Here is a 15055-nt window from a genome sequence, read left to right on the forward strand (position 1 = left end):
CATCGAGCGTCGGCATACGCGCGACCGTGGAGTGTTATGCGCACCAGGTGCGCACAACACTCCACGGTCACCGCGCCCCGGGGCCGGCCTGGCCCGCGTCGAGCCGGCGTCACTGACCGCGCTGGCGGCTCTCGTCCGACCCGGCGGGATCGTCGCGAACACGGTCGTGACGATCCCGGCGCCCAGCGACGAGGAGCGCGACGTACATGGAGTCAACGTCTTCCTCCGCGGCGACACCGCGCAGCTCGCCGACCTCGTCGCGGCGGTCGACCGAGGTGAGCTCCGCGTCGACGTCGCCGAGCGGGTGGCGCTCGCGGACCTGCCGCGGCTGCACGCGCGCGCCGCTGCGGGCGAGGTCTCGGGCAAGGTCGTCATCGTGCCGGCGCTCGCCGCTCGGTGATGTGCCTCGCGCACGCGAGCGCGGCGCTCAGTCGTAGATCACGGCCTCGCCGCGCTCCCGCAGTGCGGCGAGCCCGTCCTGCATCGCCTGCAGCCTCTCCGGCGGATGCCCGACCCAGTCGACGATCTCGCCCACGACCCGCAGCGGCTCACGGCTGCGGAAGGACTGCGTGGGGTTGCCGGGGTGCTTCTTGTCGGTGACGTTGGGGTCGTCCTCGAACGCGCCGGTGGGCTCGACGACGTAGATCCGCCCGCGACCCTCGCCCTGCGCGAACTCCGCGCCCCACGTCGCGGCGTCCAGGGTGGCGGTGAAGTAGATGTGGTTCATCACCCGCCCGGCCTCGAAGTTGGACTCGCGGCCGGGCGTGAGCAGCTCCCCGACGGCGATGTCGGCCTTGGTGCCGTGCAGGTAGATGCCGTCCTCGAACACCTCGAACGGCACGGGCTCGCGCGCTGCGGTCATGGGATCGACCCTAGCGAGCACGGCGGGGCGCGCGCCTGATCGGTGTGCCGCCGGCATCTGGGGTACCTGCTCCCCAGCACCGAACACCCACCGAAGACCTACCGAAGGAGCGCCCGTTGAGTGAATCACCGCACGGCACCGACGACCCTCGCGAGATCGTCGAGGAGCTGGAGACCCGGACCCGCCAGGAGGCGACCCCGGACGATCCGGACACCGCGGAGAAGAAGGACAGCCCCGACCTGGCCGAGGGTGACGGCGGCGAGCAGGGCGACGTGGCACCGAAGGTGCCGGGCTCACCCGAGCCGCCGGACTGAGCCGCAGGCCGCACGCCGCGACACGCAGGGGGAGTGAGAGGCTGGCGCGGTGACGTCATCGCTGCCTCCGCCGGACGGCGGGCTCGGGCCGGCGCGGACCGGCCTGCTCGTCCTGGCGGTCGCCGTCTTCGGTGCGGTGACCACCGAGCTGCTCCCGGTCGGGCTGCTGCCGCAGATCAGCTCTGCGTTCGACGTCGGCAGCGGCACCGCGGGCCTGCTGGTGAGCGCGTACGCCGCGATGGTCGCCGTCCTGTCGGTCCCACTCGCACTCGCGACCAGGCGGCTGCCGCGCAAGCCGCTCCTGCTCGCCACCATCGGCGGGTACGTCGTCAGCAACCTGATCTCCGCCACCGCCCCGACGTTCGCCGTCCTGGCTGCCGGCCGGGTGGTCGGCGGCATCACCCATGCCCTGTTCTTCTCGGTCTGCATCGGCTACGCGGCCCGGCTGGTGCCACCGGCCCTGACCGGCCGCGCGATGGCGCTGGCGTCGGTGGGCGTCTCCGGCGGACTCGTCCTCGGCGTACCGTTCTCGACCGCGCTGGGCACGGCCCTCGGCTGGCGGGCGGCGTGCTGGTTCCTGGCCGTCCTGGTCGCCCTGGTCCTCGTGCTGGCCGCGGCGGTGCTGCCGCCGGTCGAGGGGCCCCAGGACGATGCCGCACCCCATCCGGGTCGGCGTCGTGACCTCGCGTCGGTCGTCCTCGCCAACGGCCTGACCTATCTCGGCACCTACGTCCTCTACACCTACATCAGCGTCCTGCTGCTCGACTCCGGGGCGAGCGACCACTGGGTCGGACCGGCGCTGCTGCTCTTCGGCGTGTGCGGGCTGATCGGGCTGCGTGCAGCCGCCGCGCAGCTCGACCACCGGCCGCGGCTCAGCGCCATCGTGGTGCCGACGGTGATGGCCGCGAGCCTCGCCGTGATCGCGGTCGCCTACCCGCGGCTGGCGCTGGTCATCGCGGGCGCGATGGTCTGGCTTGCCGCCTTCGGCCCGGCCGCCTCGCTCTACCAGTCGGCCTCGATCCGTACGTCGGCAAGCGCGCCCGAGACGGCCGGTGCCTGGATCAACGCGAGCAGCAACGCCGGCATCGGCGGCGGCGCGGCGCTGGGGGCGGTGATCATCGCGCACGGCGGGCTGGGCTGGGTGGCGTGGGCGTCGGCTGCGATCGTGGCGTGCTCGGCCATGCTGGCGCTGCTGGCCCGCTCCGCCTTCCCGGCACGTGGTGTGACCCCGGTGTCGGAGGCGCAGCCGGCGCAGCGCTGACCCGGGCACCGTCGCGCACCACGCCACCCCGCCCACGACCCCGCACCCGCTTCAGAAGCGGTGCCGCCGGCGCATCTCGGCGAAGTGCGCCGCGAACGCGGGGATCTGCCACTCCTCGCTCAACCGCTCGGTCGCCTGCGCGTGCGCGCGGGCGAGCTCGTGCTGTCCCGCTGCGGCGGCCGCGTAGGCGAGGTAGGCGTCGACAGGCCCGTCGGTCAGTGCCTGCCCGGCCGAGCACGTCCGTCCGGCGTACGGCTCGATCAGCGGGAGCGCTGCGCGCGCGAGCGCTCGCTCGCCCAGGTGCAGCGCCAGCTCGGCGGCGTGGCACCAGGCGAGGAGGGAGATCTCGTTGTCGTGGTCGAGGGGTGCGCCGTGTGCGCGGTAGTAGGTGCGGCCGCCGCGGAGGTCGCCGGTGCGGCACAGATAGGTGGCGATGGTGGCGGAGAACGGGAACGACGCCTCCACGAACTCCTCCAGGAGCGGGGTGATCTCGGCGGCGCGGCCCTGCATGAGCCGCACGGTGATGAGGGAGGCCACGATGGCCTCGTCCGCCTCGGCGTGGGAGATCTGTCGAGCGGTCGCCTGCATCCGCGTGAAGATCTCCTCGGTCTGCTCCGTCTCACCGGCGAGCGCGCGCCACGGCAGCTCGAGCTCGTCGAGGACGAGCGTGCCGAACAGGATGCGCTGCCGCTCGCCGTCGGCCCGTGCCTGGGCTGCCGCCTCGAACATCTCCCGCGGCCGGCCCAGCTCGGAGAGCACCACGGCACGCATCGTGCCGGCGACGACCACGGCGCGCTCCTCGCCGGTGGCCCGTGCCAGCTCGAGCGCCCGGGTGACCCAGGCGAGCCGGTCGGGATCGGAGCGGGCCACGATCAGCGCGGTAGCCGCGCCGAGCAGCGCGTCGATCAGGAGCCGGTCGTGGCCCAGGCCTTCGGCGACCTCCAGGCCCTCGGCGACCAGGGCCTCCCGCTCGGCATAGGGGGCGTCCTGGCCGAGCTCGATCGCGAGCGCCAGCAGCGTCCTGCTGCGCAGCTCGTCCGAGCCCGGTGGGAGCCGGTCGAGGGTGCCGCGCAGCGCGTCGACCACGAGCTCGTTGACCTGACCGGGTGACGCCGAGCGCCACAGCACGGACTGGGTGGTGGCGATCGCCGCGCGCGCCACGGCGACCGGGTCGCGCAGCTCCTTGCCGACGGCGATCGCCTCCTCCACTCCTGCGATGAGCGCGGGCAGGTCGGCGGCCCAGCGGCACGCCTCGATCAGGCCGGTCAACAGGTCGTAGCGCTGCCGCGGCGTCGCCTCCTGGTCCTCGGCGAGCGCATCCAACGCGGCCCGCCACAGCCGGGCCTCCTCGTCGTACGCGTAGAGCCGGCGGGCGACGGCCGCCGCGGCCACGGCTGCGCGCCAGGCTCGCGGGGCGTACGCCGAACCGCTGGCGAGCCAGTGACCGGCAACCTCGGTCTCCCGCCCGGCGCGCTGCTCCAGTGCGGTCGCGAGCCGCACGTGCACCCGCGCCCGCCGGCTGGCGGGCATGCCGACCACGAGCGTGTCGCGCACGAGGGCGTGCGCGAAGACGAACCTGTCCACGCCGTCCTCGCGCAGCAGCCCGGCCGCGAGGGCGGGATCGAGCCGGTCGAGCACGTCGTCCTCCGACGCCTCGACCGCCGCAGCGACGACGCCGGTCTCGAAGAACCGGCCGACCAGGGCGCCCGCACGCAGTGCGGTGACCGTCTGCTCGGGGAGCTGCCCGACGCGCCGCGCGACCACCTCGGACACCGCCGCCGGCGGGTGCTCTTCGAGCAGCAGCTTCACCAGGTCGCGCTCACCGGCCAGCCGGGCGTACTCGACGAGGAAGAACGGGTTGCCATCGGTGCGCTCGCGCAGCTGCACCGCCTGCTCGGGCGAGGGCGCGGTGCTGCTCACCGCCTCGAAGAGGTCGGCCACAGCGCCCTGGGGAAGGCCGGCGAGCTCCAGGCGCAGCGGATGCACGCGAGCCAGGGCGTCGGCGGCGACCGCGAGCTCGGTGCCGGGCGTCGGCTGGTGGCGCCAGGTCGCGATCAGCAGCAGGCGCTCCTCGCCTGCCCGCTCCAGCAGCAGCCGCAGCACCCGCAGGCTCGAAGGGTCGGCCCAGTGCAGGTCGTCGAGGACGACGACGGTGAGGTGCTCGGCCGCAGCGCTCAGGACCGCCGCGCTGACCCGTTCCCACGCCCCGAACTGGCCGCCGCTCTCGGAGCCGATCACCTCCTCCAGCGAGAGCCCGATGCCGGCGAGCACGTGCTTCCAGGGCCACAGCGGCGGAGCACCGTCGTCCTGGGAGCAGCGACCGATCAGCACGTGAGCGCCCGCCTCGCGTGCCGCACGGGTCAGCTCGCCGGCCAGCCGGGACTTGCCGATGCCGGGGTCGCCGGTGACGACGGCGTACGACGCCGTGCCGGCTCGGGCGTGGTGCAGCTGGCCGAGCAGAGCCTGCAGCTCGGCGTCCCGCCCGGCCATCGGCCAGGGTGCCACCGGGGGTGGCGGTGGTGCCGGTGGCGTGGGTGGCGTCGGCTCCTGCGCCGGCCGGGCTGCGGGAACGACGACGCCGCCGCGTGGCGGAATCCAGTCGAGCCCCGGGTCCTGCTGCAGGATCGCCGACTGCAGGTCGCGCACCTCGGGCGAGGGCACCAGCCCGAACTCCTCGTCGAGGACCTCGCGCAGTCGCCGCAGCTGGTCGAGGGCCTCGGCCTGCCGCCCCGCGCGGGTGAGGGCCACCGCCTGCAACGTCCACAGTCGCTCGCGCAGCGGGTGCTGCTGGGTCAGCGTCTCGAGCTCGGCGGCGACCGTCTGATGGCGACCGAGCGCCAGCCCCGCCACAGCACGGTCCTCGCGGGCGACCAGCAGCAGCTCCTCCAGCCGCGCCCGCTCGGCGACCGCGGCGGCCGCATCGCCCAGCTCGGCGTACGGCGCTCCACGCCAGCGGGCCAGCACCCCCTCCAGGTCCCGCAGTGTCTCGTGCAGTCCCGCCTCGTCCAGGTCGGGGGTGAGCCGTGGATCGGAGGTCCGCAGCTGGGCGTGGGTGCGCTCGATCGTCCGCTTGAAGTCGCCGGCATCCACGGGCGCGTGCCAGGCATAGCCCGTGGGCACTGTGACGAGCACTCGTGCCGGCGCGCGCCGCTCGCGCTCGGGCTCGACAGCGCGGCGCAGGTGCGACACGTAGCCCTGAAGCGTCGTCGCGACGCCGGGTGGCGGGCGCTCGCCCCACACCAGGTCGACCACGGTGTCGACGCTGACCGGCCGGCCGCCGTACAGGGCGAGCGCTGCCACGACGGCGCGTTGCCGTGGCGCGCCCAGGTCGAGGTCGCGTCCCTCGCGATGGACCTCCACGGGGCCCAGCACCGAGGCGCGCACCTGGGTCCCGGTGGCCACGCTCGCGCTCACGAGACGACTGTACGAAGCGGGATCGCCGGATGCGTCCCCCATTTTCGGGGGACGGCGATCGTTCGGTGCGGCCGACCTCAAGCGAACCCCAAGTCGTTCCCAAGCGGCCACAGACATCGTCGGGACCACAAGGACAACACACCGAAACAGAAGGAACAGCCATGACCGTCCTCGACGTCCACCCCTCCGACGCCCTTCGCCGCATCTGGGGCACCCGTGGGAGTGACCGCATCCACCTCGCCGGAGACCCCGGCTACGACGCGGCCCGGATCGCCTGGAACCTCGCCGTGGACCAGCGCCCGGCCGCCGTCGCCCAGCCGCAGACCGTCGACGAGGTCTCGGCCCTCGTCCGGGCAGCCGCCGTCACCGGCCTGCGCGTCGCCCCACAGTCCACCGGCCACAACGCCGGCCCGCTCGCCGAGCGCGGTCTCGACGACGTCGTCGTCCTGCGCACCGGCGGCCTGAACCAGGTGCGGGTCGACGCGGCCCGCGGCGTGGTCCGTGTCGAGGGCGGCGCCGTGTGGGAGCCCGTCGTCGAGGCTGCGGCGGCGCACGGCTGCGCGGTGCTGCACGGCTCCTCGCCCGACGTCGGTGTCGCCGGCTTCACCCTCGGCGGCGGCATCGGCTGGTATGCCCGCAAGCTCGGCCTGGCCGCCAACAGCCTGGTCGCGGCTGAGGTCGTGATCGGCGACGGCAGCCTGGTGCGGGCCGACGCCGAGCAGAACGCGCCGCTGTTCTGGGCCCTGCGCGGTGGCGGCGGCAGCTTCGGCGTCGTGGTCGCGCTCGAGTTCCGGATGTTCCCGATCGCCTCGGCGTACGCCGGCATGATGGTCTGGGACCTGGCCGACGCGGAGCGGGTGCTGCGCGAGTACGCCGCCTGGGCGCCGACCGCGCCGGACGAGGTCAGCGCCTCCTTCCGCGCGATGCGGCTGCCTCCGATCCCGGACATCCCCGAGCCGCTGCGCGGGCGCCGGATCGCCGTCCTCGACGGGGCCGTGCTGGGCAGCGACGAGCGCGCGGCCGAGATCCTCGCCGGTTTCCGGTCGCTGCGCCCCGAGATCGACACCTTCGGGCGGGTGCCGACGACCGCCGTCACCCGGATCCACATGGACCCCGAGGGCGGTGCGCCGTTCGCCTCCAGCTCGACGGTGCTCGAGGCGCTGCCGGACGCGGGGATCGACGCCTTCTGGGCGGAGGTCGGGCCGGACGCGACCACGTCGCTGCTCCTCGCCGAGCTCCGCCAGCTCGGCGGCGCCGTGGGCAGGCCCGCCAAGGGCGGGGGCGTGCTGAGCCACCTCGAGGGTCAGTACGCGGTGTTCGCGGGTGGCATGGCGATGACGCCGCAGATGGGTGCGCAGGCGCACGCGGACGCCGTCAAGGTGACCGACGCGCTGGCACCCCACGCCACCGGCACCCGCTACCTCAACTTCACCGAGAACGCTGTCGACAGCCGGACGGCGTACGGCGAGGAGCGGTGGCTGCAGCTCAAGGGGATCCGGTCGGCCGTCGACCAGCACGGCGCCTTCGCGGCCAACCACCCGGTGCCGCGGCTGTATGAGAACGGGCAGCCGACTGCGTGAGGACGGCGACTGTGTGGGGGAGCGGGCCCCGGCTGCTAGGCAGCCGGGGCCCGCTGGCGAGCGCGGCCTGCTTCCCGAGGGAAGCGTCGTCGTGCGGCGTCGAACAGTCGTCCGGTGGGCATGGCTTGTTCTGCGGCGTCGAACAATCGTTCGGCGGGCGAGGCTTGCCGTGCGGCGTCGAACAATCGTCCGGTGGGCGTGGCTTGCCTTATGGCGTCGAACAATCGTCCGGCGCGCGTGGATCAGCATCACCCCGTCGAGAGCCTCGCCAGCGGAATGGTCAGGCGCCGGTCTCGCGACGTGTGAGACGGGAGAGGACGAGACCGTGCACGGGGCCGACGGTGAGGCCCAACGCAGCGATGACGAGCAGATCGGGGACTCCCAGGGGCCGCAGCGCGGCGATCTCCACGGCCGCAGCCTAGGGGCAGATCCCGATGCAGCGGGTGCCTTTCGCGAGGGGGCCGCGTCGCGACGGCCCCGCTCAGGCGAGCAGGCGCCCCATCAGGTCGAGCAGCTGCTTGCGCTGGGCCGGCGTGAGGGGCGCGAGGAAGTCGCGCTGCACGCCCTCGACGACGTGGTCGAGCTCGGTCAGCATCTCGCCGCCGTCGGCGGTCAGCGTCACGATGTTGCGCCGCTTGTGAGTGGGGTCGACGGCGCGCTCGACCAGACCGCGCGACTCGAGGTCGTGGAGCGCGTTGGTGACGTCGCTGCGGTCGATGCCGGTGCTGCGACCCAGCTCGGCCTGGCTGGCGGGGCCCCACTCGTCGAGGGCGGCGAGCAGCCGGTAGTGGTAGCCCCTCAGCCCGCTCTCGTGCGACTCGAATCCGGCGTTGAGCAGGCCGAACGAGCGCGCGTGCAGGCGGCTCACCAGCCAGGTCGCACGCTCCGAGAGGCGGCTCGGGAACGGGCCCGTGCGGGCTGCGGATCGCATGGATGCAGCCTAGCGGGTTGTTGGGCCTGCCAACGCTCGCTATATTGGCAATGCCAACATTGGACGCACCAACACAGGAGTCGCCATGTCACACGCACCCACCAAGAGTCGGACCGATGGCTGAGCAACGCGCTCACACGATGAAGGGCCAGCGCATCGCCAACACCGTCGTACGTGCCCTGCTGCGGACCCCCGGCCTGGCGCGGATCATCGGCGCCAAGCTCGTCACGCTCTACGTCGTGGGTCGCAAGTCGCAGCGTCGCTACGCGATCCCTGTCGCCTACCTCGCCGACGGCGGAGACCTGCTGGTCGGCACGCCCTTCGCCTGGGGGAAGAACCTGCGCACCGGCTCGCCGATCACGCTGCGGCTCAAGGGCCGACTCCGGACGGCGGACGTCGACGTGGCGACGGCCGAGCCGGAAGTGGTGGCGGGTTATGCCCTGATGGCGCGCTCGAACCCGACCTTCGCCAAGTTCAACGACATCCGTCTCGGCGACGGCGGCGAGCCCGATCCCGACGACCTGCACCAGGCCTGGCTGGGCGGGGCCCGGGTGATCCGGCTCAGCCCGCGTGCGGCCTAGCCGCTATCGGCCGGCCGGCCGTCACCCCGCGCCACCTACTCCGAGCATAGGCAGAACGGGTGCCCGGCGGGGTCGAGGAAGACCCTGAACGTCGTACCGGGCTGGTGCTCGTGCTTGCGCGCACCGAGCCCGAGCACCGCCGCCTCGGCCTCATCGAGGTCGTCGACCGTGACGTCGAGGTGCAGCTGCTGCGGCACGACCTGCCCGGGCCACTGCGGCGGCGTGAAGTCGTCGACCTTCTGGAAGGCGAGCGAGTCGCCATACTCGGCGTGGATGGACCACCAGTCCTCGTGCTCCTCCACCCGCCAGTCGAGCAGGGCGCCGTAGAACACGGCCAGGGCCTCCGGGTCGGGGCAGTCGAGCACGACCACGGGGAAGCGTGCGATAGCCATGCCTGCACCCTACGAAGGAGTCGTCGGCTCGTCAGCCTGCCAGCGCGAAGCCCTCGCTCATAGGGCCTCCTTCAACCTCGGTCGTGGCACTGACCAGCTGTTCGTCAGCTCCAGGATCTCGAGCAGGCGATAGACCGTGGACGAGACCGCCGTTATCTCGACCGTCTTCCCCAGCCGCTCGGCCGCGCTCTGCAGGGCCGTCAACGCGGCAACGCCCGCCGCGTCCATGAAGTCGACCGCCGACAGATCGAGCGCGAGCCAAGGGTTGCACGAGAGGGCCGCCAGGCCGACGTCGAGCAGTCTCTCGCTGTTGCTGAGGTCGATGAACCCAGTCACAGCAAGGACCGTCCGAGGGCCTGTCGCCTCGTTGCCCGAATAGAAGAGTTGCAGGTCCATGCGGCTTCGTCCTCAGCCTTCAGGCGGAGGGCGTACGTCGTCGCCATCAACCGCCGGTGTCATTCCGCAGCGAGATCACGAGCGTGCGGTCATGCCGAGGCCGGATTGTTTGGGCCTATGGGAGTATTGCACGTGGGTGGGTCAGGCGGAACCGCCCGAGCTGGCGCGGTGCTCCGCCAGGACGCGCCCGGCGACGTCGACCAGGCGGGTGTTGAGGCGGTTGGAGGCCTGGCGCAGCCGCTTGAAGGCCTCCTCGTCATCGAGGTCGTGGGTCACCATCAGCATCCCGAGCGCCTTGCCGATCTCGCGGTTGCTCAGCATGCCCTGGCGCAACGTGGCGGCCTCCTCGCGCTGGCTGGCAGCCGTGAGCGCGACGGAGGCGAAGCTCACCAGGATGGCGCCCATGTCGGCGTCCTCCTGGGTGAAGGCGCCTGCGGTGTCGGAGAAGACGTTGAGCGCGCCGACCTTCTTGTCGTTGACCACGATGCGGTAGCCGACCATGCCCCGGACCGGGGTCTCCGTCAGGATCCGGTCGGCCAGCTTCGGCCAAGCCGGCCGGGTGGTGATGTCCGGGTCCCACTCGAAGCGCTGGGTCAAGATGGCGTCGACGCAGGGACCTTCACCGACCTCCCACTCCAGCGCGTCGACCTTCGCCGCGATCGGGTCGGTCGTCGCCTCCAGGACCGGCTGCTCGCCCGCACTGATCGTGGTGATGCACGCCCGGTCGCACCCCGGCACCACGACGGGAGCCAGTCGGCAGATCTCCGCGTAGACGTCGCCGTACGTCTGGCCGTGGTAGACGAGCTTCGCCAGGCTCGTGAAGGCGCTCGCCGCCTCGTCCACGGGTACTGAGCTTGTCATCGAAGGCCGACCCTCTCCATGGTGGTTCGCGGTGCGCCACCGCGGCACGGCCTGGTTCTCGAGCCGTACCGAATTATCCACGGACGTCGTACGCCGAAGCTGGTCTGGCTCGATCGAGCCCTCAATGCCCCCGAGGCATCTCGCGACGTCGCCCTCGTCACCTTCGAGACGGCATGACGCTGTGCGCGTGTCATCGTGCGCTAGTCCCGTTCGTCCTCGGATAAAAGGCCGATCACGACGCCGCTGCCCATGGCTGGTCCGGCAGACGGTCCGCGGGCTGCCCGTCCTGGAGGCTGGAATCTTGTCGAGTAAGCGGTTGCTTGCGGCAGATACGGAGGCACGACGACTGTCTCACCGGCCGACGCGCCCCTCATGGCCCCAGGCCGAACACCTACATCGGAATAGGGGATAGGCGGCTCCGTTGCTGAGTGCCGTCACGACGTCGCTCCAGCCACGTCTCATCGATGTGTCCAGCCTCCAACAGCCCGACGAGTGGGTGGCGTTGACCCGCGCCCAGCAGCGCAGGGTCATGGAGATTCTCGCGGATCTCGCCGCGACGATCGGCGCGCCCACTCCCACCCAGCTCCTCGAGGTCATTGCAGACGTGCGCCGCGAAGGTGGGCCCGATAGCCCACCCGCGCCACGAACCGGCTAACAGCACGACCCCCGCCATCGGGCACCAGGCCGACACCGAACATCCGCAGCGGTAGCTCTGGACGCTATCCGCACAGGGCCGCGGTCCCGTATCCGGAGTCCAGTGGCTCGGCGTTGATGTAGATCGGCGTCACTGTTGGGCCGTCGTCTCGTAGCTTGAAGCGGAGCTCGGCGGAAGCGGCGCGGCCCAAGGCCACCGACGTGCATGGCAGCTTGTGACGGACGACCGCGGCCTTGCTCGGTGCAAGGACGGGACAGTTTGCAGGAGTCGAAGGGGACCGGGACGGGGACGATGTGTTGTGCGGCGGCGGTTGGGAAGTAGTCGGAGCAACCGGTGACCTGTTGCCTGCGCACCCTGCTAGAAGGACGCCGAGCAGGAGAAAGATCGGGGCGCCCCGGCGGGCCACCGCCGGCTTGCTGCGGGGTGGTGCTGTGACTGGGGGTCTCCTTCTCACCCTGTCGGGCCGCCCTGTCGGGGCGCGCGCTGTCGAAGGGTCTGCACCGGCCGGGGGGCCACGCGACTCGGCGCCGCACGGTCTGACGCGTGCCCGTCGCGTGCCGCCGTGCTGGACTCCTCGGCCGAGCCGGCGGAGACGCCCCACCACCCGGTTACCTCTTCGATCACGGCGAGGACAGCGGTCTCGGACGGTTCCCAGCCCGCGGCCATGCTGGGCTCGATCAGTGCCTCCACGAGGCCCTGTTCGTGGGGGCTGAGCGCGTAGAACCGTGCCCGGGCTGTCTTCATGTTGATGAGACGGCAGAACAGTCGATGTCTTACGCAGCTGCCCGCCCCGGGCAGCCGACGCGAACGATGGCTACAGCTGAGCGCCGGACGAAGAACACTCCGATAACCCCGCCACCGAGCAGTTACGCGTGCTTGCCGCTGCTGGCAGTCAGAAGCCCCAGTCCGATCATCGAGGCGCCGCCCACCTTGCCGATCGAACGCAACCGATCGGGCCCTGCACGCCCAGCCACACCAGGTAGAGCGCACCCGCGAGCTTGACGGCCGCGAGCAGAACGTCCGAGCGCTGCAACAGCGGGCCGAGACCCATCGCGACGACGAGCGCCGCCAGCAGACAGCCCGCGGCGTTGCCTGCCACGCTCGCCAGTGCGGTGCCACGACCGTGCGCAAGCGCCCGACCGACGACGAAGAGAACGCTCGGCCCCGGGATCGCGATGATCACCACACTCGTCAACGTGAGAGCGGCGATCTGTCCAAGGGACACCATGGCCTCACCGTAGCGACACTCGCCCGGAAGCGGATCTCAGATGTGGCCGCCGCGAGGGACGTCCTGCGCGTCGGCCCCGCCTGTGCGTCCTGAGGTGCACATCGGGCTACGAGCCATGGCATAATTCCGTCCGGCTCAAGGAGTGCGGCCACCCCGAGGCTGGCGTCGACCCATGCTTCCGGTTCAACCGGACGTGTCGCGCTGGCATCTTCACAGAACTGGGTGGGATTGCCGCGCATGACCGCAGCGGAGAGCAGTGATGTCGCCGACGCCGAGCTGGTCGGCCGCTTCGAGTACAGCTCGATCTCGGGCCGTTGGCGCTGGGATGACGCCGCAGCGCTCTTACACGGGCTGGCGGCTCGCCCCCCGTCGCTGAGCAACGACGAGCTGATGGGGATCGTGCACGAAGAGGATCGCGAGCGCGTCGCCGTCGCGCTCGACGGCCTGCCGGTCGGCGGCTTCCGGCTGAGCTATCGCGTGCCGACCTCCGAGGTCGCACCCCGGTCGTTGCTGCTCGTCGCCCCCGAGGTGTCACGTCACGAGGCCGGCTTCCAGGCCGAGGGTCTCGTCGTCGACCTGAGCGCTGACCTGCGCGAGGCCGGCGAGACGGCGGGGCGCGCTGCGGTGGAGGCGGTGATGGAGGGTCGTGGCGCGATCGAGCAGGCGAAGGGCGTGCTCATGCTCGCCTACAGCCTCACCGAGGACCAGGCATTCGAGCTGCTGCGCTGGTGGTCGCGCAACCACAACGTCCGGGTCCGGCTCCTGGCCGAGCGCCTGGTGGCGGCGGCTCAGGGCAGCGACTTCTCCGACCCGGAGCTCCGGGTCCGAATGGATCGCAGCCTGCATGACCTGACGATCGACCCCGGCGCCTAGCGTCGTACGCCGCGAACGCTTCGCCAAGGGCGCCGAGGTCGTGTCGGCCAGGGATCAGCCCTTGTGGGCGGCTGCCCTCTTCCCCGACAGCCGCACCGTGTAGGTGGCACGGGCGTGGGTGACGTGGTTGGTGCCGATGATCCGCACACCCCCGCCGATGGCCGTGGTGGTGAGCACCTTCAGGCCGATCGAGCGGTCGAAGCTCCGCGCCATGCGACGGGCGTAGGAGCGGATCGCGGCGACCTTGACCGGGTGCCCGTGAGCGCGATCGTTGGCCTCGAAGGCGACGACCCTGGCGCCTGCCCTCACCTGCTTCGGCAGCGTGGTGAGCACGTAGCCCTGGTTGACCTGCTTCATCGTGACGGTCTTCTTCTTGGCGGGCAGGTCGACGTGCTGGCTGCCATAGGTGTAGTCGGACGTGCCCGAGCCGGCGGCCGTAGTGCTCGTGGCGTTGGTGAGGACGTCATGCGCGTTGATCGTCACCGTATCGGTCTGGCTACCGCCGGTCACATGGGTCCCGGCGAAGGTGTACGTCGTGGTAGAGCCGTCGCCGGCGATGGTCTCGGTCGGCGTATCTGTCAGCGTGAACTGCGAGGTGTCGGTGAAGATGTCCAGAAGCGTGTCGGGAGCCTCCAGCGCGACCAGGCTGCCACTCTGATAGTTCTGCAGGTCCAAAGACCTGTCGGGTGAGAAGACCCAGGTGGCGTGCGGCTTCCTGATCGCCTTGAGCGAGCGATGGATGTGCAGACGGGGCTCGGCCGCGTTGAGGCCGGCCACCGTGAGGTAGGTGCCCGAGTGCTCCGCCTCGACGAGCGGGCCGACGTTCAACGTGTCGGTCAGGCCGCGGTCGACGGCGTAGATCGCCGTCGTGTCGACAGTCGGCTGACCGGTGAGAGCTGTCGTACCCCGGGTGACCCAGCCGGCCCGCGCCGCGGCGGTCGTCGGGGCCTTCGCGGCCGTCAGCGCCTGCGTCAGCTGGTCGATCGAGATGTCGACCGTCGTCCCCGGGGCCGGCGCCGGGGCGGTGTCGTCCGCGTACGCGCTGGCGGGAACGAGCGCAGCCCCCAGCACGAGGGCAGCGGAGGCGAGCAGGGCCGAGGAGCGGTACGGCAGCATGAGTGGATCGTCTTCCGAGGAGTGGGCCACCCTGGCGAGCGCGTCGGTGAGGCCGAGTTACTGGTGCCGCTGCAGGATCGCACGGCAGGCCGAGGTCGCACGCTGTAACGCGACAATTGCGTCGCGCATCGTCACAGGCCGCGCTCCTCTCTAGGCGCGCTGCACCCGCACGCCGCCGAAGATCCCGTAGGCGTGGAGACGGATGGTCGGCGCGCCCGGCACGATCGGTCCGGTGTCGTTGGAGCGGCCGCCGAAGACGTTGAATCCCTCGACCGTGACGTTGATGCCTGCCGGGACCTTGAGCTTGGCGCCGCCGACGAACGAGACCTTGACGATGGTGGCGTCCTCGTCGGGCAGGGTCGCCTCGGTGAGGTCCAGGTCGATGCCGCCGACCGGCGAGATCGCGATCGTACGGCGCCGCAGCTGCCAGCTGCCTCGCCGGTCGAGTCCCCCCAGCAGCGCCAGGTGCAGCGTGGTGGTCCGCGACTCAGGAGCGCCGGATTCCGTCATGCCGGCAACGCTACGGCGTTCCGGAGTCGTGGTGCCTGAGGCGCCGCCGTTCACGCCGTTCCCGCCGCTTCTCCCGGCGCC

The 15055-nt window shown here is 71.7% G+C and carries 17 protein-coding genes; 7 read left to right on the plus strand and 10 right to left on the minus strand.

Features of this window, described 5'->3' with window-relative positions; all coding sequences use genetic code 11:
• Positions 1-31: 31 nt before the first annotated feature.
• Entirely contained in the window at positions 32-400 is a 369-nt protein-coding gene (locus H036_RS26055; protein ID WP_269745920.1) for a zinc-binding dehydrogenase, read from the plus strand.
• 27 nt (positions 401-427) lie between these two features.
• Here H036_RS26055 and arr read toward each other — a convergent pair whose 3' ends face one another.
• Positions 428-862 carry an NAD(+)--rifampin ADP-ribosyltransferase gene (gene arr / locus H036_RS0107985; RefSeq protein WP_017934261.1) on the minus strand — a complete coding sequence of 145 codons (435 nt, stop codon included), beginning with the start codon at positions 860-862 and terminating at the stop codon, positions 428-430.
• A gap of 116 nt (positions 863-978) precedes the next feature.
• Between arr and H036_RS0107990 the strand changes: the two genes are divergently transcribed.
• Positions 979-1176, plus strand: coding sequence for a hypothetical protein (locus tag H036_RS0107990; protein WP_017934262.1), 198 nt, complete (start codon positions 979-981; stop codon positions 1174-1176).
• 49 nt (positions 1177-1225) lie between these two features.
• Positions 1226-2437, plus strand: coding sequence for an MFS transporter (locus tag H036_RS22165; RefSeq protein ID WP_017934263.1), 1212 nt, complete (start codon positions 1226-1228; stop codon positions 2435-2437).
• A 51-nt stretch (positions 2438-2488) separates the two neighbouring features.
• Here H036_RS22165 and H036_RS0108000 read toward each other — a convergent pair whose 3' ends face one another.
• On the minus strand, positions 2489-5851 hold the full coding sequence (locus H036_RS0108000; RefSeq protein WP_198289928.1) for an AfsR/SARP family transcriptional regulator: 3363 nt from the start codon (positions 5849-5851) through the stop codon (positions 2489-2491).
• Between the two features lie 161 nt (positions 5852-6012).
• On the opposite strand from H036_RS0108000, the gene H036_RS0108005 reads away from it, so the two are divergent.
• Positions 6013-7431, plus strand: coding sequence for an FAD-binding oxidoreductase (locus tag H036_RS0108005; protein WP_017934265.1), 1419 nt, complete (start codon positions 6013-6015; stop codon positions 7429-7431).
• Between the two features lie 280 nt (positions 7432-7711).
• Here H036_RS0108005 and H036_RS26060 read toward each other — a convergent pair whose 3' ends face one another.
• Positions 7712-7840 carry a hypothetical protein gene (locus tag H036_RS26060; protein ID WP_017934266.1) on the minus strand — a complete coding sequence of 43 codons (129 nt, stop codon included), beginning with the start codon at positions 7838-7840 and terminating at the stop codon, positions 7712-7714.
• 72 nt (positions 7841-7912) lie between these two features.
• Positions 7913-8362: a MarR family winged helix-turn-helix transcriptional regulator gene (locus H036_RS0108015; protein WP_017934267.1), complete on the minus strand. Its 450-nt coding sequence runs from the start codon at positions 8360-8362 to the stop codon at positions 7913-7915.
• Between the two features lie 116 nt (positions 8363-8478).
• Between H036_RS0108015 and H036_RS0108020 the strand changes: the two genes are divergently transcribed.
• Positions 8479-8943 carry a hypothetical protein gene (locus H036_RS0108020; protein WP_026145881.1) on the plus strand — a complete coding sequence of 155 codons (465 nt, stop codon included), beginning with the start codon at positions 8479-8481 and terminating at the stop codon, positions 8941-8943.
• Between the two features lie 35 nt (positions 8944-8978).
• On the opposite strand, the gene H036_RS0108025 is transcribed toward H036_RS0108020, so the two are convergent.
• The 3 genes from H036_RS0108025 to H036_RS0108035 all read right to left on the minus strand — a co-directional run bounded on the left by H036_RS0108025 (position 8979) and on the right by H036_RS0108035 (position 10592).
• Positions 8979-9335 carry a VOC family protein gene (locus H036_RS0108025; RefSeq protein WP_017934269.1) on the minus strand — a complete coding sequence of 119 codons (357 nt, stop codon included), beginning with the start codon at positions 9333-9335 and terminating at the stop codon, positions 8979-8981.
• 57 nt (positions 9336-9392) lie between these two features.
• Positions 9393-9731, minus strand: a complete 339-nt coding sequence (locus H036_RS0108030; RefSeq protein ID WP_017934270.1) for an STAS domain-containing protein — start codon at positions 9729-9731, stop codon at positions 9393-9395.
• A 141-nt stretch (positions 9732-9872) separates the two neighbouring features.
• A complete protein-coding gene (locus H036_RS0108035; RefSeq protein WP_026145882.1) occupies positions 9873-10592 on the minus strand; it encodes a GAF and ANTAR domain-containing protein in 720 nt (239 codons plus the stop codon).
• Positions 10593-10610: 18 nt separating this feature from the next.
• Between H036_RS0108035 and H036_RS25310 the strand changes: the two genes are divergently transcribed.
• Positions 10611-10769 carry a hypothetical protein gene (locus tag H036_RS25310; protein ID WP_157417183.1) on the plus strand — a complete coding sequence of 53 codons (159 nt, stop codon included), beginning with the start codon at positions 10611-10613 and terminating at the stop codon, positions 10767-10769.
• A gap of 1388 nt (positions 10770-12157) precedes the next feature.
• Here the strand turns inward: H036_RS25310 and H036_RS22170 are convergent.
• A complete protein-coding gene (locus H036_RS22170; RefSeq protein WP_017934274.1) occupies positions 12158-12475 on the minus strand; it encodes a LysE family translocator in 318 nt (105 codons plus the stop codon).
• Positions 12476-12712: 237 nt separating this feature from the next.
• Between H036_RS22170 and H036_RS24300 the strand changes: the two genes are divergently transcribed.
• Positions 12713-13348 (plus strand): ANTAR domain-containing protein, encoded by a 636-nt coding sequence (locus tag H036_RS24300; RefSeq protein ID WP_017934275.1) that lies wholly within the window; start codon positions 12713-12715, stop codon positions 13346-13348.
• A 54-nt stretch (positions 13349-13402) separates the two neighbouring features.
• On the opposite strand, the gene H036_RS0108060 is transcribed toward H036_RS24300, so the two are convergent.
• Positions 13403-14464, minus strand: coding sequence for a hypothetical protein (locus H036_RS0108060; protein WP_017934276.1), 1062 nt, complete (start codon positions 14462-14464; stop codon positions 13403-13405).
• A 150-nt stretch (positions 14465-14614) separates the two neighbouring features.
• Positions 14615-14974 carry a LiaF domain-containing protein gene (locus tag H036_RS0108065; RefSeq protein WP_017934277.1) on the minus strand — a complete coding sequence of 120 codons (360 nt, stop codon included), beginning with the start codon at positions 14972-14974 and terminating at the stop codon, positions 14615-14617.
• Between the last annotated feature and the right edge of the window lie 81 nt (positions 14975-15055).

Source organism: Nocardioides sp. Iso805N (genome assembly GCF_000364605.1).
In the GTDB taxonomy this organism is placed as follows: Bacteria; Actinomycetota; Actinomycetes; order Propionibacteriales; family Nocardioidaceae; genus Nocardioides.